Origin of the sequence: Bradyrhizobium sp. INPA03-11B, from assembly GCF_040446015.1 — a bacterium.
GTDB lineage: Bacteria > Pseudomonadota > Alphaproteobacteria > Rhizobiales > Xanthobacteraceae > Bradyrhizobium > Bradyrhizobium macuxiense_A.
In genome coordinates this window covers 42,840-59,861 of the sequence record NZ_JASGSR010000027.1, presented here as the reverse complement: position 1 = coordinate 59,861, position 17,022 = coordinate 42,840, and the positions used below count along the sequence as shown (strand labels likewise).

Genomic DNA, 17,022 nt, shown 5'->3' with positions numbered 1-17,022 from the left:
CGTGCTCAGGGACGCTTCGGAATATTCAACCCGCGTTCGACGGCCGGCCGCTTGAGACCGCGCTCGAGCCAGGCGGCGACGTTCTTGAACCGGTCGAACTCAACGAGCTCGCGCGCGCCGTAGAAACCGATCAGATTGCGCACCCAGCCGAGCATCGAGATGTCGGCGATGGTGAATTCATCGTCCATGAACCACTGCCGCCCGGCGAGATGCGTCTCCATCACGCCGAGCAGGCGCGCGGACTCCGCGACGTAACGCTGCAACGGACGCTTGTCTTCGTAATCCTTGCCGGCAAATTTGTGGAAGAAGCCGACCTGGCCGAACATCGGCCCGATGCCGCCCATCTGGAAATGCACCCACTGGATCGCCTGGTAGCGGCGCGCGGCGTCCGCCGGCAGCAGCTTGCCGGTCTTCTCGGCGAGATATTGCAGAATGGCGCCGGACTCGAACAGCGGCAGCGGCTTGCCGCCGGGACCGTTGGGATCGAGGATCGCCGGGATCTTGCCGTTCGGGTTCAGCGACAGGAACTCGGGCGTCTTCTGGTCATCCTTGGTGAAGTCGACGAGATGCACCTCATAGGGCAGCCCGATCTCCTCGAGCATGATCGAGACCTTCACGCCGTTCGGCGTCGGCAACGAATAGAGTTGCAGGCGATCCGGACGCTGGGCGGGCCAGCGCTTCGTGATGGGAAAGGCTGTGAGGTCGGTCATGTCGGCATTCTTTGCATGGTTGTTGTTGGACGGCTAATGTACGGAGCTCATTGAAAGCCGCAAGGTCTGCAACCGGCCATGAACGATCAAGAGAACGATCGACAGACGAGCGCAACGCTCGGCCTTTCCGACGACGAGCTTGCAACCCATCCGACCGTGTTCGCGGTGGATGCGCTGGCCGGTCAGGTGGTCGTGGTGTCTGGCGGCGCCGGCGGCATCGGCCGCGCCATCGCCTGGCTGTTCGCCCGGCTCGGCGCGCATGTCGTCGTCGTGGGACGCAATGCCGACAAGCTCGATGCGCTGGTCGATCATCTCGGCCATCGCGGGCTTCGGGCATCCGCGCACGTCGCCGATATCAAGGATGCCGACGCGGTCAATGCGATGTTCGATGCATTGTGGGCTGGGCATGGCCGCGTCGATCATCTCGTCAACAGCGCCGGCGGCCAGTTCCCGCAGGCCGCGATCGATTTCTCGATCAAGGGCTGGAACGCGGTCATCAACACTAACCTCAACGGCACCTGGTACATGATGCAGGCCGCGGCACAACGCTGGCGCGACCGCAAACATCAAGGCAGCATCGTCAACGTCGTCGTGGTCACGACGCACGGCCTCTACGGCATCGCGCATACGATCGCGGCGCGCTCCGGCGTGATCGGCCTGTCGCGCGCGCTCGCGGTCGAATGGGCGCCGCTGAACATCCGCATCAACTGCATCGCGCCCGGCGCGATTGAGACCGAGGGCTGGAGCGTCTACAGCGAAGCGGCGCGCGCCGCCTATCCGCGCTCCAACCCGATGATGCGCCCGGGCACACCCTGGGACATCGCGGAAGCCGCCGTCTATCTCGCCGCGCCCTCCGGCAAGTTCATCACCGGCGAGACGCTGACCGTCGACGGCGGCGGCCAGCATTGGGGCGAGACCTGGACCACCGGCAAGCCGGACTATTTCAAAGGCGGCGATTGACGCACGCATACCGGTCGCCGCCTCCTCCTCTTTCATTTCCCGTCGTCGAAGCTGACGATGACGGCGGCGTTCGCGATCAGGATCGGATCGTTGCCGAGATCGGACGGAATCTCGAGCCCGCCCGCAATCGCCTTCACGGTCTTGGTGCCATAGGGCAGTTCCTTGGCGACGGCTTCGGTATCGACCGCTTCCGGATTCGGCACCGCGATCGTGACGTCGACGAACATGTCGTTGGCGGTCTTGCCGAGCATGCGGAAGAAGCCGAGGCTGGAATGACGGATCGCGTCCGACACTGCCCGCTTGGCGGCCTTGGTGGCGTCGCGGCCGTGAACGTCGACGCCCATGCCCATTTCGGTGATACAGCGCACGCGTGTCATGAAGCTTTCCTGTTGTCGTTGGCGTGAGAGACTCACCCCTCCTTCGCCCTCCGCGTCGGCGCCGTCAAGCCGGGCCCCTTGCCTCACCCACGCTGTTGTGATCGCCGCGCGCGAGCAGCCATGCCGCGAGACCGGCAAGGATCGCCGCCGCGGCCACCATAAGGCTGGCGGCGCCCCAGCCCCAGGCCGAGACGACCGCGCCGACCGCGATCGGTCCGGTGACCTGGCCGAAATTGCTGCCGGTCATCAACAGCCCCATCATGACCGGCACCATCGCCGCCGAACGCGCCGCCGCGGGCGCGGTTGCAAGCAGCGTCGCCGGGATCAGGCCGCCGACGGCCGAGAACAGCAGGCACAGCCAGAATGCACCCCACCCGCCGAGCACCGTCAGGAAGATTCCGAATGCGGAGACGCCCATGAGCAATGCCGCCACGGCAATCAGCACATTGCGGTTGACGCCGCGCGCCAGCAGATTGCCGGCAGCGAGATTCCCGACCACGTTGGCCGCCGCCGCCAGCGCACTGAGACCGCCTGCGGCTTGGCTTGAGACTCCGAGCCGCGCGGTGAGCAGGATCGGCAGGAAGCTGAACAGCGCAAAGAACATCAGGCTGTAGAGCGCGAACAGCACCATCAGCAGCGCAGGAGTTCGGCGACGCGCCAGCGCCGTGGCCTCCTGCATCAGGCCGGCACGCGCCGGGCCGCTTCGCGACGCGACTTCAGGGACGAAGACACTGGCGAGAATGAACAGCAGCGCGACAAACGCTGCACTGGCCCACCAGATCGCGCGCCAGCCATCGAACATCGGGCCGGCCACCAGCGCCAGCGCGATCCCGAACGGCATCACGCAGCTCCACACCGCCATGGTGACGTTGCGCGCGCTGACATCGACGACACGATCGAGCAATGCGGGGGCTGCGACCATCACCAGCAGGAAGCCGAGCCCTTCCAGCAGCCGCGATGCCAGCAGCACCGCAAGTGACGGCGCGAGCGCGCCCGAAGCCGCGCCGAGCGTGATGGCCGCAAGGCCGCACAGCAACACCCGGCGGGCACCAACCGCGGCAATCACGACGCCGGCCGGCACGCTGCCGACCAGCCCCAGCACCGCGAAGATGCCGGCGACCGTTCCGACCGCGGCGAGGTCGATGCCGAGATTTTGCTGCAGCATCGCCGCGGCGATCGGCACCTTGCCGACCTGCAATGCGGCGCCGATCCCGCAACCGATCACGACGACGACCGTCGCCCATCGCTTGGCCTCGCTCTGCTGCGCCACCGCCGTCTCGATCGTCATGCGTGCACTCCGCCCCAGGCTGAAGCCACCACAGATAGCGTTTCCAGGCCATCGACAGGAGTGATAAGTTTTGCATCTAGTCGATCGGTTTCATAGATCATGCTCGATAACCTCACGCTCGATCAGATCCGCGTCTTTGTCGCCATCGCCGACAGCGGCAGCTTCCGCGCCGCCGCGACCAGGCTGGCGCGGGTGCAATCCGCGGTCAGCCATGCCATCGCCAACCTCGAGGCCGAGCTCGGCCTCGCGCTGTTCGACCGCTCCAGCCATCGCCCGGCGCTGACCGCCGAAGGCAAGGCGCTGCTCGGCAATGCGCGCGACCTCCTGCTCCGCGTCGATGCGATGCGGGCGCGGGCCCACGGCCTTGGCGACGGGGTGGAGTCGGAACTCGCTGTTGTCGTCGACACGCTGTTCCCGATCGCCGCCGTCGGCGCGGCGCTGACGGAGATGCGGGCGGCGTATCCATCCGTCAGCGTACGGCTCGCGGTCGAACCGATGGGCGGTCCGATCGCAGCCCTCACCGAGCGGCGAAGCGCGCTCGCCGTCACCGTGGGCGAGGACTTTCGCGATCCCCGCCTCGCGCTCGACGCGATCTGCTCCGTGCAGATCATCGCCGTCGCCTCGGCAAGCCATCCGCTCGCGCGCCGTGGCCGCAAGAGCGTCGCCGACCTCGCCGATCATCTGCAGATCGTGCTGTCGGACCCGACGCCACTGTCGGAAGGCCGCAGCTTCGGCGTGCTCTCGCCGCAGATTTGCCGGGTCAGCAATCAGGACACCAAGCACGCCATGATCCTCGCCGGGCTCGGCTGGGGCCGGCTGCCGCTGTGGCAGGTGGCGCGCGACTTGAACGAACGCCGCCTGGTGCGGATCGAGACCGGCGCGCTTGGTCGCAACGCGGCGCTTGCGATGGAGGCCTATCTCGCGCACCGGCTCGACGAGCCGCTCGGCCCCGCCGCTCACGCGTTCGCAGATGCGCTGACGCGGATCGCTGCGCGCGGTAGTAAGCCGGCGAGCAAAGTGAAGACGCACAAGCGGCGCTGAATTTTTCTGTCGCTACATTTCCGTTGTTGACATCGACATCGACGAGGCGTATGTCCCGCAACCTTCGCGAGCACCATCGCTCGCGATCAAACATGAGCCAGATGATGCACCACGGATTTGAAAGATTCCGCCAACTGTCGAACGGCCTCCGGCCGATCGATAGCGTGTGCCCGGCTCATGGGAGCGACCTCGCATAGCGCGAGGTCGACAGTTCGCAATCAATGCGGACCCTCCCGAGCCAGCTGCTCCGGAGGGTTTTTTGTTGTCCGCAGCACGGCTCATCTGAACTACCCGGCGCAAGCCGGAACGGGAGACCCGGATCCCGGGGCTCGCGCGGAGACGCGCGTGCCCAAGCGCGCGGGGCCTGCCGGAGGGAACGAGGCGATGAGCCGGATACCGATGGCAGAGCGAACTCCGAGGAGTTCGCAATGGGCGGCGCGTCGACAGCGCCGCCATCAACTATTCACGAAACGGTCGGCCGCATCGCAGCGGTCCGACCGCCGCTGGTGGTGAAGATGTCGGATACTTCGTCTGGTGAAAGCGGGTTCGATCCCCGCCTTTGACGCACGCACCGGGATGCGGCCCTCGCGAGGGGATCCGCGCGCGGCCCGGCACGGTTTCTCTTCGCAAGGATGGATGCCGTGTTGCGTCACTGCTCAAGCCGATATCGCCCGTTCCCCAGCGGACCCATTCGCCGATGCGCAAGCATCGGCGCGGCGGTGGTGAAGATGTCTGTTACTTCGTCTGAACCACGATGCCCGCAAGGGCATGACAGCATCACCTGTTCCCCGCCGACCCCTTCCACGCCCCGTGGTGAAGATCGCTGTTACATCGCCTTACTCGCAAGAGACGCGGGTTCGACTCCCGCCCGGCATGTTTGTGCCGGTAGCTCAACGGTAGAGCGCTTCCCGGCCGGTCCTGCCGGCCGGGGTCTCAGCAATCGCCTGTTCCCGGGACGTGGTCCGTCAATGCCGGTGGTGAAGAGTTCTGTTGCATCGGATCGCAAGGCAGAAGGTTCGATTCCTTCCGGACCAAAAGTCCGTGGCTCGATGGAAGAGCGTGCGACGCCCGCAAGGGCAGTACAGCCTCGCCTGTTCCCCGGCACCACTTTCCAACCCATACTCACCCAGAAAGGAGGCCATCATGGCCGCGATCAACAAGATCATGCGCGCCTTCACCCGTGAGGGCGCGCGCGGCAAGCGCTTCACGCCCGAGATGGAGCTGCGGCGCGCGCTGCTGAACTGCCTCCTGTGGGAGAGCCAGTTCTACGAGGACGGGGTCGCGATCGCCGATCGCATCAAGGCGCTGGTGCCGCTGGTCGCCCCCGAGCGGACGGCCGAACTCGCCATCGCTGCGCGCGAGACCATGAAGCTGCGGCACGCGCCGCTGCTCGTGGTTCGCGAGATGGCGCGGCATCCGACCCATCGCGCCCTCGTCGCCGATACGCTGGCGCGGGCAATCCAGCGGCCTGACGAGATGACCGAGCTGCTTGCGATCTACTGGGCGGATGCCCTCGGACCTCAGCAGCAGCGCAAGCGTCAGCCCGTCTCGGCGCAGATCAAGAAGGGCCTGGCGCGGGCGCTGACCAAGTTCGACGCCTACCAGCTCGCGAAGTACGATCGCGACGGCGCGGTGCGGATCAAGGACGTGCTGTTCCTGGTCCACGCCAAGCCGAAGGACGCCGCGCAGGAGAAGGTGTGGAAGCAGCTCGTCGACGGCGAGCTGACCTCGCCCGACACCTGGGAGGTTTCGCTCTCGTCCGGCAAGGACAAGCGCGAGACCTTCGAGCGGCTGGTCGCCGAGAACCGGCTCGGCGGGCTGGCGCTGCTCCGCAACCTGCGCCTGATGCAGAAGGCGGAGGTGCCGCGCCGGACCATCGCGGAGGCGATCGACGCGATGCGAACCGACCGCATCCTGCCCTACCGCTTCATCACGGCGGCGCGCTATGCGCCGGACTTCGAGCCGGAGCTCGAGGCAGCGATGCTGAAGTCGGTCAAGGACTACGCGCGGCTCGACGGCCGCACGCGGCTCCTGATCGACGTGTCGGGATCGATGTTCTCGCCGCTCTCGGCTCAGTCCGAGATGACGCGGGCGGAAGCGGCCTGCGGGCTTGCGATCCTCGCCCGCGAGGTCTGCGACGAGGTGGAGATCTTCACGTTCAGCAATGAGGTCGTGAAGCTGCCGCCGCGCCGCGGCTTCGCGCTGCGCGATGCGATCATCGGTTCACAGCCGCATGGCGGGACGTATCTCGGCAAGGCGGTGACGGAGATCGACCGCAAGGCCGATCGCCTGATCGTCTTCACCGACGAGCAGAGCCACGACCAGGTGCCCGCCCCGAAGGGACGTGGCTACATGGTCAACGTGGCATCCTACCAGCACGGCGTCGGACACGGCCCGTGGACGCGGGTCGACGGTTTCTCCGAGGCCGTCATCGCCTGGATCGCAGCGTCGGAACAGACGATGCACTGACGCCTGCTCGACAACAATGGGCCCGGACGCGCATGCGCCCGGGCCTTTCTTTTTTGGTGCGGCGGACGAGCGAGTGATCGTCCGCCCACCCTTCAATCCTCGATCTCGCCGCTATGGATCGCGAGCCGGACGGCTTGCGCCGTCGTCGCGACGCCGAGCCTGAGCCGCGCACGCCGCAAATGGTTCTCGACCGTCCGCTCCGACAACCCGAGCGATGCCGCAATGTCGGCCTGCCGCCGCCCGGCGGCGATCCAGCGCAGCACCTCGCGCTCGCGCGGCGACAGGCCGGACGCCCCGTTCGACTCGCGCGCCTCCATCAGCCGGCGCGCGGCGCGGAAGGCCGCCGTGCCGATCATCGTCAACGTCGCACGCGTCCCGGCCGACGCGTCGATCCGCGTCCCGGCAAAACTCATCGCGCCTTCAAGGCCGGTGCGCCCGAACACCGGCACCTGCAGCCCATGGAAGCCAGGTCCACGCGGCGTGCGCACCACGCGGTACTTCTCACCACGTGCGGACAGCACCTTGGTCCAGAAGAACGATTCATCCACATTGAGGAAATTGCGTGTGACCGGACAATGCCGGACATAGGTTTCGGCGTCGACCGTCACGCCCTCGCCGAACCAGTCGCCCTCGACCCAGTAGATCCTGTCGACCAGGTCCTCACGCGAAGGCGATGCCGAGAACATGACGAAGCGGTCGTAACCGAGCGGCACGCTCGCCGACCGCACAGCCGCCTGGATCGCGGACAAGCTCTCGCTGCCCTCGATCGCAACCACAGCTTCGATGTAGCGGTCCATGCTGGTGTCATCAAATTTCGGGACGCCCGGCCGGGCGCGTTGAGGACTTTCCCTCAACCCGAACGGGCCTGCAAGCTGCGCTGGGTTGGCGGGCCCCGGGCGGCGCGGCGAAGCTGGCCCCGCCGCCCGGGCGAAGACCTCAGCGCCCGCCGAGCGTGTCGAGCAAGGCCTTTGCGGCCACCTTGCCGACATTGTTGGCGGCAAAGGGACTGTCTCCGGTGATCAGCTTGCGATCCTGATAGGTCTTGCCGGTGATGTCCTTGTTCAGGATCTCGACGCCGAGCGCCTGCAACTCCTCGCCAAACGCCCAGGTCAGCGCGCCCGGCATGTAGCCGATGTCGGGCGTGGTCCGGTCGATGGCGTCGGGGAATGCGCAGATCTTGTAGCCCTTGAAGGGATAGTCGCCCTTGGCCTCGCCGACCGCGGACGCCAGCAGCGCCGCCGGGCCATGGCAAAGCGAGACGATATGCTTGTCGTGGTCGAGCGCCCATTTCAGGGTGGCCTTCACGTCGAGGCTTTCCGGAAGGCCGATCAGCGCACCATGGCCGCCGGGAATGAACACCGCGATATAGTCGGAATCCTTGCCGAGCTTGTTTGCGATGACGTCGGAGAGCTTCAACGGTTGCTTCAATCTGCCGAGATACTTCTGGTAGATGCGCTTGACTGCGTCGTCCTCGTTCGGGAACGCCCAGAGCTCAAACTTGACCGGGTTGCCGGACACCGTCGCGATGTCGAACTCGAAGCCTGCCTTGTCGAGGTGGTACATCGGCAACAAGGTCTCGACGGGATGGTTTCCGGTCGAGAACATCGTGCCGTTCTGCAGCAGCAGATAGCGCTCGTCCGCGGCGATCATCAGAATTTTCCAGCGGCCGCCCTTGTAGGCGTTGGGGTAGTCCGCGCCGGAGAGATCCGACTTGGCCGAGGTGAATTGCCCAAGCGAGTATGGCGACGGAAAGAAGGCGTTGTTCTCCGCCGGATCGGCTACGGGACGCTTGTCCTGGGATTGCTCGGTCATCGAGATATCCTCTCTCATCGTGTTGCGGTCCGGCAAAGGTAAGCACGAGGCGCGAAATCACGAATGAGGGATTTCCCTCAATCCCTCACGGGATGGAGCAACCCGACACCTGCACAACACAATTTGCGGAATGTGGGCAGCGATATTCATCACGACGTCGAGAGGCAGCGCGCCTGCCGCCCGCCATTTCGCTGCGGTTCATCTCCACGGACGGATAGTGCGCGCGACCGATCCCGGTCTCGCGAGGAGACGCGCTCCATGTCGATCAGCCGCCGGCGGGCGCTGACGCTTGCCTCGTTTTTTGTGGCGGGCCCGTTGCTCGGCACGGAAAGCCGGGCCGAACCGGCGCCGGTCCCGGGCGCGGCCAGCCTTGACATGGCGACCTTCACCGCCACATCCGGCGGCGACGCCGACGCTGCCTTTGCCAAGGCGCTGGCCGCAATCGCCAAGGCAGCGGCTGATGCCAGCAAGGCGGGGCCGGTTCACATCGTCCTCAATTTGGAGAAGAACGCCAGCTACCGGATCAAGCGGCCGCTCGCGTTCCGGCAATTGCACGGCTTCGAGCTCAACGGCAATGGCGCACAGCTGATCAACACCGCACGCAGCGGGACGTTGATGATCTCCGGCTGCAACCGCCTCACCGTCCGCGATCTCACCATCGACTACGACCCGCTCCCCTTCACCCAGGGGACGATCACCGCCTTCGACAAGCAGGCGGTCGAGATCACGGTGAAGGTCGACCCCGGCTTCCCCGATGATGCCGCACTGCTCGCCGCCTTCACAGACGGCTTCTTCAAGGTGATGGACCGCCACAACAAGGCGCTGAAGACCGGCGCCAGGGATTTCCTGTCGCCGGCCCATGCCACACGCGTCAGCGACGGGCTGATCAAGGTTCATCTGCGGTGGAGCGCGAACGATCGCTTTCCGAGCCAGCTGCCGATTGCGGCCGGTGATGTCGTCACCATCGCAAATAGCGGCGCGCACGCCATCGCCGTGGACTCCAGCGTCGCCACCAGCCTCATCGACCTCAAGCTTCTCGCATCGCCCGGAATGGGCATCATCGAGAACGGCGGCGAAGGCTCGATGATGCTGCAAAAGGTTTCGGTCGTTCCGGGACCTCGGCCGAAGGGCGCAACGGCCGACCGCCTGATCTCGACCAATTCCGACGGCTCGCACTTCACCGCGGTCGCACACGGTCCGACCATGGAGGATTGCAGTTTCGCCAACACCTCCGACGATGCCGTCAACGTGCACGGCTTCTATTACTACGTCGTGGCGAAGACCGCGCCGCGCCGGTTCCTGCTCAGCCCGAAATGGGACATTGGGCTTGCGGCCGGCGACGACATCGAGAGCTGCGACCACGCGACGTTTCGCTCGCTCGGACGCGGCAAGGTCGCGCAATTGACCAAGCGCCACGCGCCGGAGCTGAAGGCGAAGATCGCCCAGCTCTGGAAGAACAGGAGCCCGACCACTCAGCCGGATTTGATCTACGACGTCGTTCTGCAGCAGGACTTGCCGCTCAAGGTCGGCGATGCCGTCACCTCGCTGACGCATATCGGATCCGGCGCCACCGTGCTGCGCTGCAGTTTCCACGCCTGCGGCCGCGTGCTGATGAAGGCGCCGAACGCCATCGTCGAGAACTGCCAGTTCACGTTCGCGACCGGCGTCGCGCTGCAGGCAGGGAGCGACATCGGCTTCTGGTCGGAGTCTGGCTTTGCCGACAACCTCGTGTTCCGCAACAACCGCTTCAGCCACTGCGTCAACGGCGCCAATGAGCTGACCAGCGGCAGCGGAACACTCGGCACGATCTATGTCGGCATGGTGCCGCCGGAAGGCGCCAAGGGATTTCAGGACAATTTCCAGAACCGGCGCGTCATCATCGAAGGCAATCACATCGACGATTCCTACATCTATGCGATCTTCGTCAGCAACGCCGACGGCGCCAAGATCGCCGGCAATGTGATCGGCCAGACATTTTTACGCGGCAATGCGTTCGGGGCCGGCGAACTGTTCCACATCAAGCCCGACAGCGCGATCTTCGTCGGGCGCGCCAGGAATATCGAGATCAGCAACAACGTCGTCGCCCGCGGCCGGATCGCGACCAATGCCGTCGCAATCGATCCGAGCTGCGACAAGCGCACGGTGCATCAGGCGAACAACAGGCTCGCCTGAGCCGCTTATCCGCCCTGCTTCTGCACCACCGTGATGTGCAGACGGCGACGGATTTCCATGCCTTGGCGACGATAGAGCGCGATCGCCGAGACGTTGCTGGTGAAGACGTGCAGGAACGGAATTTCGCCGCGCGCCGCGATCTGGCGGCCGACCGCCGACAGCAGCGCCTGTGCATAGCCGCGGCCGCGGTGATCAGGATGCACACACACAGCGGTCATCTCGGTATAGTTCCCCGGCTTCATCCGTTCGCCGGTCATTGCGACCAGGTCACCGCCGACGCGGATGCCGAAGAAGTTGCCGAGCTCATGGGTCCGCGCGCTGAATGGTCCAGGCTTGGTCAATTCCGTCAACGCCATCATCGCCGGAACGTCAGCTACGCCGAGCCTGGCGATCTCGACGCCGGGCAGAGAAAAGTCGGCCGGCGTGCCGATCATCTGCTCGCCGGTCTCGGCCAGCAGCACCTTGAACTCCGGCGGCACGGCGACCGGATCAGGCGTGAACAGCACCGCGATGTCAGGTCCCGACAGCAGCGCGCCGAGCGCAGCAAAGCTCTGCGGCGACATGTCGGCCATGTCGGCGAAGGGTGCGATCGCGACCGGAAAGCGCCGGGCGTCGGTACTGACTTCGGCAAGGTCGCGCTGTCGTGTGGTCAGTGCGCTCCAGATCGGGCGATCGAGTGGATGATTAGGCGGGACTTCGGACATGCGGCGCTTCGCTCCCTGTTTTCCGGGAGCAGAGCAAGAAGCGCCGACAAAATCCAGCATGGCGTGATGCCAGCGCGGCTCACAATCACGCCAGCGGGATTTTTCGCCTGCGTGCGGAACAGATCCTGGCGCCACCTTCAGGCAGAGCTCGCTGCCGCCCTTGAGCGGCAGCGTTACTCCGTGCCTGCGACTAACGTCACTGCTGCAGGACTTCAGCGGCGGCACGGTCCAGGATCTTTGCGATCCGCTGCGCCTCGGCGGCATCGCAGCCGCGCTTCTGGCGCAGCGCGCTCTTCAGCGCGTGACGGGCGCGGTGCACATCGTCGGACGCTCCGCCATCGAGATCGCTGACGCCGGCGAAGGCTTCGCGCACCTCCTCCATGCGGCGGCCGATCCGCGACAGCGCTTCGAGAATGGTGTCGGCGGTGGCGCGGTTCTCGGCGAGATGGGACTTGCCCTGCTCGGTGATGCTGTAGAGCTTGCGCGCCGCGTCCTGGGTGACGCTGGCATGGCCGGTGTCCTCGAGGAAGGTCAGCGCCGGATAGATCACGCCCGGGCTCGGGCTGTAGAAGCCGTCCGACCGCTCCTCGATCTTCTTGATCAGCTCGTAGCCGTGCGCCGGCTGCTCGCCGAGCAGCGCCAGGATCACGAGTTGCAGGTCCTGCGACGAGAGCCGCCGCGATCCCGGAAAGTCACCGCCGCCTCCTCGCCCGAAGAAACCATGGCCGCCGCGGCCAAAGCGATGGCCGCCCCTGCCATGCCGGCCCATGAAGAAGCCCAATCCGAAGCCCTCGTCGTCCCGGTCGCGAAACATCGATCGTCTCATCTTCTTGTTCCTTACTGAAAACATATCTTGCGATATATCTACAGATGTAATGACGACAACCCACGTTTTTGTGAGGTCGTGAGGAGGCGGCAGGGACCGGGGATCGCCGGCCTCACCGGGCTTGTCGACCGTCACACGGCTGGCTTATGGCTTTGAGCCCTCCCGGCCCGTCCGACACATGCGCCCCAAATCCTTCGAAGCCCATTGCCTGCGCCTGCCCGCCGCCACCAAGGTGGTGCAATGGGAGGGCACGTCGGTGTTCAAGGTCGGCGGCAAGATGTTCGCGCTCGCCGGCGGCTACATCGAGAGCACCGGCGGCTTCATGTTCAAGACCTCGAACATGGCCTACCAGCTGCTGATCGAGCAGGGCCTGGCGCGGCCCGCGCCCTATCTGGCGCGCGCCACATGGGTGCAGCTGGTCAGGAACGACGCCCTGCCCGACGCCGAGCTCAAGGCCTATCTCGATCAGGCCCATGCGCTGATCGCCGCGAAGCTGACGCGGAAATCGCGCAAGGCGCTCGGTTTCGACTGACGGGCGCCGCTGCCGCGCGGCTCAGCTGCTCCCCAGCGGCTTGTCGGAATCGCCCGACAGCAATTTCGGAAACAGCTCCTTGAAGGCGAACTTGTCGTCGCCCTTGGCGCGCTCGAAGCGCAGCACGACGTCGAACCGGCTGCCCTCCCATTTGGTCGGCGGCGTGCCCTTGCTGACCGGGATCAGCGGCAGGATGTCGGAGATGATCGCCTTGTGCTCCCAGCACAGCAGCACGACACCCTTTTGCTCCAGCACCGCCTTCATCAACGCCGGCTCGTCACCCTTGCCGAAGCTTTCGTTCGGCGTCAGGCCGCGGCGCGCTGACAGCGCCGAGATCGTCTCGGCCGGACGGCTCGACGGCGGCTGATTGGGCTCGGTTCCTGGTGTCGCGGCATAGATCGCATCGGGCTTGGCATAGTCGCCGCCGGTGAGATCGGTGCCGAATAATGCGGTCCACGCGCCGGCGCGCTGCCAGCCACGCAGCACGAGCGACTCGGTATCGGACACGCCATCCTCGGTGAAGCCGGGCCCCGGCCAGGACTCGCCCGGTTTCTCGGCATGACGGATGATGAAGAGCGTGAGCGCGTCCATGGCAGCCTCGCTGAAACGTTGCATGATTGGAGCACAATTCGGGCAGGTTGATCCTATCTCCGACGCCCCCTCCGCTTCATGAACGGCGTCACACTTTGCGAAAACTCGACCGGTACTGCGCCGGCGACACGCCGAGCCGCTCGGTGAACACGATGCGCATCCGATCGGCCGAGCCGAAGCCGCAATCGAAGGCCACCGCCTTCAGCGGCCGGTCCGAGCCCTCGAGCAGCCGCCGCGCGGCGTCGACCCGCGCCCGCTCGACGAATTCGTGCGGCGTGATGCCGGTCTCCTGGGCAAAGGCGCGGCCGAAATTGCGCACGCTCATGCCGGTCGCATCGGCCAGCGATTGCAGCGTGTGGCGCTCGCCGACATGCTGCATGACATGCGCTTGCGCCCGCGCAATCGGCGAATCCTCGTCGACCGGCGCGGTGAGATAGGGGCTGAACTGCGACTGCCCGCCCTGGCGCTGCGCCACCACGACCAGCCGCTTGGCCACCGCGACCGCGACCTGCGGCCCGTGCCGCTCGGCGACCAGCGCGAGCCCGAGATCGATGCCCGCGGTCACGCCGGCGGAGGTCATCAGTCTGCCGTCCCGAATGTAGATCCGGTCGAAGATCACCTCGGCGGCCGGAAAGCGCGCCGCCAGCCGCTGCGCGTTCTGCCAATGCGTCGTCACCTTATGACCGTCGAGCAGCCCGGCATGGCCGAGCGCGAACGCGCCGGTGCAGATCGAACCGTACAATTCGGCGCGCTCGGGCGCCCCGCGCAGCCACCGCGTAAGATCGGGATCAGGCGCGGCGTCAGGCAATTCGGGCCCACCAGCGACGAGCAGAATGTCGAACCTCTCCGTTGCTTCGTCGAAGCTGAGGTCGGCGGCTATCTTCATGCCGCTCGATGCGCGCAGCGGTTCGCGGCCGGCACCGACCAGCACGGTCTCATAGCCATCGCCATCAGCGACAAAGCCGTTGGTCTCCGCGAACACGTCGACCGGGCCTGCGACATCGAGCGCCTGCACCCCTTCGTGAATCGCGATCGCGACCTTCTGAACCGCCATACTTTCTCCCCGCCGCGCTGGCGCGAAACGATGTCTCGTTGGCCCGATCCGGCGGCGCGCGATCGTTGCGAGATCAAGCCAAACCGGGCGACAAGGACGCCAAGGATCACGCCACCAGGCGATCCGAACACACATCGCAGCGACGAGCGCCGGCGCCCGCGTGTCCGCACGCCACGGCATCGTCTTGCCATATCGAGGAGCGTCTTGAAATGACCGAGATCATCGCCGGCATCCGCGTACCCGACAGCGCCATGGCCCGCGCCGCGACCCAACTGGTGCGCGATACCGAGGACGATTTGCTCTACAATCACAGCCGCCGCGTGTTCTTCTGGGGCGCGCTGACCGGCAACCGCCGCAAGCTGCAATTCGATCCCGAACTGCTCTATATCGGCGCCATGTTCCACGACATGGGCCTCACCGCTGATCATGCGAGCCCCGACCTGCGCTTCGAGGTCGACGGCGCCAACGCCGCGCGCGACTTCCTCAAAGGCTATAGCGTGCCGGAGCGCGACATCGAGGATGTCTGGACCTCGATCGCGCTACACACCACGCCCGGCGTGCCCGAACATATGCGTCCGACCATCGCGCTGGTCACCGCCGGCGTCGAGATGGACGTGCTCGGCATCGCCTATGACGATTTCTCGCACGAGCACCGCGACCATGTCTGCGCGCACCACCCGCGCGAGGCGAACTTCAAGGAGAACATCATCGATCACTTCGCCAGCGGCACCATCAAGAAGCCGCTGACCACCTTCGGCAACGTCAAGGCCGACGTGCTGGCGCTGAAGGACATGAACTACACCAGGCTGAATTTCTGCTCGATCATCCTCGGCTCGAAATGGCCGACCTGACGCGATGTCACTTGCGGTTGGCCGGACCGTGGTCCGGTCCGGGATCGCGGCCGGCAGCCGCGAGCGAGAGCCGGTCCATATAGTGCGCCCACCCCCTGGCATGGCTGGCGCACTGCTCGGCATTCGGCAGGCCGCTGTGGGTCATGCGCAACAGCGTGCCGCTGTCCTTGCCGATCAAGTCGATCTCGATCAGGCTCGATCCTGGCGGCACCTCCGCGCCGCCTTCCCAGCCGAAGCTGTAGGCAAGACGATGCACCGGCACGACCTCGCGGAACGCACCGCGCGCGGCGCGGCCGCGATCGTCACCCAGGCCCTTGAGCAGATAGAGCCCGCCGGGATGCAGCTCGGTTTCGGCCTCGAGCCCCATCCAGCTCACGATCTTCTGTGGATCGGTCAGGAATGCAAACACTGTGGCGGGCGGGGCTGCGATCTGGATCTCGCGTTGAACGATGAAGGCTTCAGTCATCGATCCATTCTCCATTGCCGGTGGGTGTTCAGGGATAATTCGTGACAAGGGCGGCGCATCAACCCCATGATGGGGTGATGCAATTGTCCTCGACACTGAGCTGGCTGGTCGACGCAGCGGCCGAGACCGCGGGCGCCAACCGGTTGCTGGCGGACCTCGGCAGCCACCTTATCACAGATGGCCTGCCGCTTGCCGGTGGCGCCCTGACGCTGGAAGTTCCGCATCCGCTGATCGCAAGGCGCACCTGGCTGTGGCGCGCCGAGAATGGCGAGGTCATCGAAGCGCTCGGCTTCGCACCGGAACAACCCTTTGCAATGCCCGATATGGTCGGGTCCGGCGATGCCGGCCGGCGCTGGCTCGGCGCGCTCGCGCCCGGCCCGATCCACGAGGACACGATTGGAACGCGGCCGGACGGCCCGACCCTTGGCTGGATCGGTACACGCACCTTCACACTTGCCGAGGCGGATCAATTGCGCGAGGCGGCGCGCTTCATGGCCGCGCCGCTCGCCGCACTTGCCGCACGCGCGACATTGACCGCGGCGCTGGAGGCCTATCTCGGCCGGCGCAGCGCCGCGCGTGTCCTGGCAGCGCCATTGCGGCGCAATACCGGCGAAACCATCCGGGCGGCGCTGCTGTTTGCCGATCTGCGCGGCTTCACCGCGCTGTCCGAAAGCCATCCGCCCGCCGAGGTGATCGCAGCACTCGACGCCTGGTTCGACCGCATCGCCGGTGCGATCCACGCGTTCGGCGGCGAGGTGCTGAAGTTCATCGGCGACGGACTGCTCGCGATCTTTCCGGTCACGACGAGCGCGCGCAGCGCATGCGAGGCGGCCTTGCGCGCGGTGTCGGCGGCGCGCGTCGGCATGGCGCATCTTGATGCCGAGCGGCGCAGCCGCGGTTTGCCGCCGCTGGCGTTCGGCGCGGCGCTGCATCTCGGCGAGGTGCATTGGGGCAATATCGGCGCCGCCGATCGCCTCGACTTCACCGCGATCGGCGCCGCGGTCAATCTGGTCAGCCGGCTCGAAGGCCTGTGCAAGCCGCTGGAGCAGACCGTGCTGGTTTCGGGCGCCGTCGCCGCCGAGACCGAGACACCGCTGGTCGCGCTCGGCACCCATGAGCTGCGCGGCATCGCAAGGCCCTGCGCGGTCTTTACCTTGCCGGAGCCATGA

At 66.0% G+C, this 17,022-nt stretch carries 17 protein-coding genes; 7 read left to right on the top strand and 10 right to left on the bottom strand.

What is annotated here, in order from left to right; genetic code table 11:
• Window positions 1-5: 5 nt before the first annotated feature.
• On the bottom strand, window positions 6-710 hold the full coding sequence (locus QMZ05_RS14200) for a glutathione S-transferase N-terminal domain-containing protein (RefSeq protein WP_353701315.1): 705 nt from the start codon (window positions 708-710) through the stop codon (window positions 6-8).
• A gap of 78 nt (window positions 711-788) precedes the next feature.
• Here QMZ05_RS14200 and QMZ05_RS14195 point away from each other — a divergent pair, with 78 nt between their 5' ends.
• A complete protein-coding gene (locus QMZ05_RS14195; RefSeq protein WP_353701314.1) occupies window positions 789-1,670 on the top strand; it encodes an SDR family oxidoreductase in 882 nt (293 codons plus the stop codon).
• A 32-nt stretch (window positions 1,671-1,702) separates the two neighbouring features.
• Here the strand turns inward: QMZ05_RS14195 and QMZ05_RS14190 are convergent, their stop codons facing one another.
• Complete coding sequence (locus QMZ05_RS14190) at window positions 1,703-2,047, bottom strand: Lin0512 family protein (protein WP_050627504.1); 345 nt, start codon at window positions 2,045-2,047, stop codon at window positions 1,703-1,705.
• Window positions 2,048-2,111: 64 nt separating this feature from the next.
• Window positions 2,112-3,335, bottom strand: coding sequence for an MFS transporter (locus QMZ05_RS14185; protein WP_353701313.1), 1,224 nt, complete (start codon window positions 3,333-3,335; stop codon window positions 2,112-2,114).
• Between the two features lie 99 nt (window positions 3,336-3,434).
• On the opposite strand from QMZ05_RS14185, the gene QMZ05_RS14180 reads away from it, so the two are divergent.
• Both QMZ05_RS14180 and QMZ05_RS14175 read left to right on the top strand, forming a co-directional pair.
• Window positions 3,435-4,376: a LysR family transcriptional regulator gene (locus QMZ05_RS14180; protein WP_353701312.1), complete on the top strand. Its 942-nt coding sequence runs from the start codon at window positions 3,435-3,437 to the stop codon at window positions 4,374-4,376.
• A 1,143-nt stretch (window positions 4,377-5,519) separates the two neighbouring features.
• Window positions 5,520-6,845, top strand: coding sequence for a TROVE domain-containing protein (locus QMZ05_RS14175; protein WP_353701311.1), 1,326 nt, complete (start codon window positions 5,520-5,522; stop codon window positions 6,843-6,845).
• Between the two features lie 92 nt (window positions 6,846-6,937).
• On the opposite strand, the gene QMZ05_RS14170 is transcribed toward QMZ05_RS14175, so the two are convergent.
• Window positions 6,938-7,642: a PA1136 family autoinducer-binding transcriptional regulator gene (locus QMZ05_RS14170; protein ID WP_353701310.1), complete on the bottom strand. Its 705-nt coding sequence runs from the start codon at window positions 7,640-7,642 to the stop codon at window positions 6,938-6,940.
• 139 nt (window positions 7,643-7,781) lie between these two features.
• Window positions 7,782-8,657 (bottom strand): glyoxalase III HchA, encoded by an 876-nt coding sequence (gene hchA, locus QMZ05_RS14165; protein WP_353701309.1) that lies wholly within the window; start codon window positions 8,655-8,657, stop codon window positions 7,782-7,784.
• 258 nt (window positions 8,658-8,915) lie between these two features.
• On the opposite strand from hchA, the gene QMZ05_RS14160 reads away from it, so the two are divergent.
• Window positions 8,916-10,829: a right-handed parallel beta-helix repeat-containing protein gene (locus QMZ05_RS14160; RefSeq protein WP_353701308.1), complete on the top strand. Its 1,914-nt coding sequence runs from the start codon at window positions 8,916-8,918 to the stop codon at window positions 10,827-10,829.
• Window positions 10,830-10,834: 5 nt separating this feature from the next.
• Here the strand turns inward: QMZ05_RS14160 and QMZ05_RS14155 are convergent, their stop codons facing one another.
• Window positions 10,835-11,533, bottom strand: coding sequence for a GNAT family N-acetyltransferase (locus QMZ05_RS14155; protein WP_353701307.1), 699 nt, complete (start codon window positions 11,531-11,533; stop codon window positions 10,835-10,837).
• 196 nt (window positions 11,534-11,729) lie between these two features.
• Entirely contained in the window at window positions 11,730-12,359 is a 630-nt protein-coding gene (locus QMZ05_RS14150; protein ID WP_353701306.1) for a PadR family transcriptional regulator, read from the bottom strand.
• A gap of 178 nt (window positions 12,360-12,537) precedes the next feature.
• Here QMZ05_RS14150 and QMZ05_RS14145 point away from each other — a divergent pair, with 178 nt between their 5' ends.
• The gene (locus tag QMZ05_RS14145) at window positions 12,538-12,891 is read left to right on the top strand and encodes an MmcQ/YjbR family DNA-binding protein (protein WP_353701305.1); all 354 of its coding nucleotides are present in this window, start codon (window positions 12,538-12,540) and stop codon (window positions 12,889-12,891) included.
• A 21-nt stretch (window positions 12,892-12,912) separates the two neighbouring features.
• On the opposite strand, the gene QMZ05_RS14140 is transcribed toward QMZ05_RS14145, so the two are convergent.
• Together QMZ05_RS14140 and QMZ05_RS14135 are read right to left on the bottom strand one after the other, a co-directional pair.
• The gene (locus QMZ05_RS14140; RefSeq protein ID WP_353701304.1) at window positions 12,913-13,482 is read right to left on the bottom strand and encodes a histidine phosphatase family protein; all 570 of its coding nucleotides are present in this window, start codon (window positions 13,480-13,482) and stop codon (window positions 12,913-12,915) included.
• A gap of 88 nt (window positions 13,483-13,570) precedes the next feature.
• Entirely contained in the window at window positions 13,571-14,536 is a 966-nt protein-coding gene (locus tag QMZ05_RS14135) for a GlxA family transcriptional regulator (RefSeq protein WP_353701303.1), read from the bottom strand.
• A gap of 209 nt (window positions 14,537-14,745) precedes the next feature.
• On the opposite strand from QMZ05_RS14135, the gene QMZ05_RS14130 reads away from it, so the two are divergent.
• Window positions 14,746-15,387: an HD domain-containing protein gene (locus QMZ05_RS14130; RefSeq protein ID WP_353701302.1), complete on the top strand. Its 642-nt coding sequence runs from the start codon at window positions 14,746-14,748 to the stop codon at window positions 15,385-15,387.
• Window positions 15,388-15,394: 7 nt separating this feature from the next.
• Here QMZ05_RS14130 and QMZ05_RS14125 read toward each other — a convergent pair whose 3' ends face one another.
• On the bottom strand, window positions 15,395-15,853 hold the full coding sequence (locus tag QMZ05_RS14125) for an SRPBCC family protein (protein WP_353701301.1): 459 nt from the start codon (window positions 15,851-15,853) through the stop codon (window positions 15,395-15,397).
• Window positions 15,854-15,930: 77 nt separating this feature from the next.
• Here QMZ05_RS14125 and QMZ05_RS14120 point away from each other — a divergent pair, with 77 nt between their 5' ends.
• Entirely contained in the window at window positions 15,931-17,022 is a 1,092-nt protein-coding gene (locus QMZ05_RS14120; RefSeq protein WP_353701300.1) for an adenylate/guanylate cyclase domain-containing protein, read from the top strand.

What these genes read in the sequence shown, in the direction of transcription:
- QMZ05_RS14190 (WP_050627504.1), bottom strand. Translation starts at nt 2,047, where the DNA reads ATGACACGCGTGCGCTGTATCACCGAAATGGGCATGGGCGTCGACGTT.
- QMZ05_RS14135 (WP_353701303.1), bottom strand. Translation starts at nt 14,536, where the DNA reads ATGGCGGTTCAGAAGGTCGCGATCGCGATTCACGAAGGGGTGCAGGCG.
- QMZ05_RS14140 (WP_353701304.1), bottom strand. Translation starts at nt 13,482, where the DNA reads ATGGACGCGCTCACGCTCTTCATCATCCGTCATGCCGAGAAACCGGGC.
- QMZ05_RS14150 (WP_353701306.1), bottom strand. Translation starts at nt 12,359, where the DNA reads ATGAGACGATCGATGTTTCGCGACCGGGACGACGAGGGCTTCGGATTG.
- QMZ05_RS14125 (WP_353701301.1), bottom strand. Translation starts at nt 15,853, where the DNA reads ATGACTGAAGCCTTCATCGTTCAACGCGAGATCCAGATCGCAGCCCCG.
- QMZ05_RS14180 (WP_353701312.1), top strand. Translation starts at nt 3,435, where the DNA reads ATGCTCGATAACCTCACGCTCGATCAGATCCGCGTCTTTGTCGCCATC.
- QMZ05_RS14185 (WP_353701313.1), bottom strand. Translation starts at nt 3,335, where the DNA reads ATGACGATCGAGACGGCGGTGGCGCAGCAGAGCGAGGCCAAGCGATGG.
- QMZ05_RS14195 (WP_353701314.1), top strand. Translation starts at nt 789, where the DNA reads ATGAACGATCAAGAGAACGATCGACAGACGAGCGCAACGCTCGGCCTT.
- QMZ05_RS14130 (WP_353701302.1), top strand. Translation starts at nt 14,746, where the DNA reads ATGACCGAGATCATCGCCGGCATCCGCGTACCCGACAGCGCCATGGCC.
- QMZ05_RS14160 (WP_353701308.1), top strand. Translation starts at nt 8,916, where the DNA reads ATGTCGATCAGCCGCCGGCGGGCGCTGACGCTTGCCTCGTTTTTTGTG.
- QMZ05_RS14155 (WP_353701307.1), bottom strand. Translation starts at nt 11,533, where the DNA reads ATGTCCGAAGTCCCGCCTAATCATCCACTCGATCGCCCGATCTGGAGC.
- QMZ05_RS14145 (WP_353701305.1), top strand. Translation starts at nt 12,538, where the DNA reads ATGCGCCCCAAATCCTTCGAAGCCCATTGCCTGCGCCTGCCCGCCGCC.
- QMZ05_RS14175 (WP_353701311.1), top strand. Translation starts at nt 5,520, where the DNA reads ATGGCCGCGATCAACAAGATCATGCGCGCCTTCACCCGTGAGGGCGCG.
- QMZ05_RS14170 (WP_353701310.1), bottom strand. Translation starts at nt 7,642, where the DNA reads ATGGACCGCTACATCGAAGCTGTGGTTGCGATCGAGGGCAGCGAGAGC.
- hchA (WP_353701309.1), bottom strand. Translation starts at nt 8,657, where the DNA reads ATGACCGAGCAATCCCAGGACAAGCGTCCCGTAGCCGATCCGGCGGAG.
- QMZ05_RS14200 (WP_353701315.1), bottom strand. Translation starts at nt 710, where the DNA reads ATGACCGACCTCACAGCCTTTCCCATCACGAAGCGCTGGCCCGCCCAG.
- QMZ05_RS14120 (WP_353701300.1), top strand. Translation starts at nt 15,931, where the DNA reads ATGCAATTGTCCTCGACACTGAGCTGGCTGGTCGACGCAGCGGCCGAG.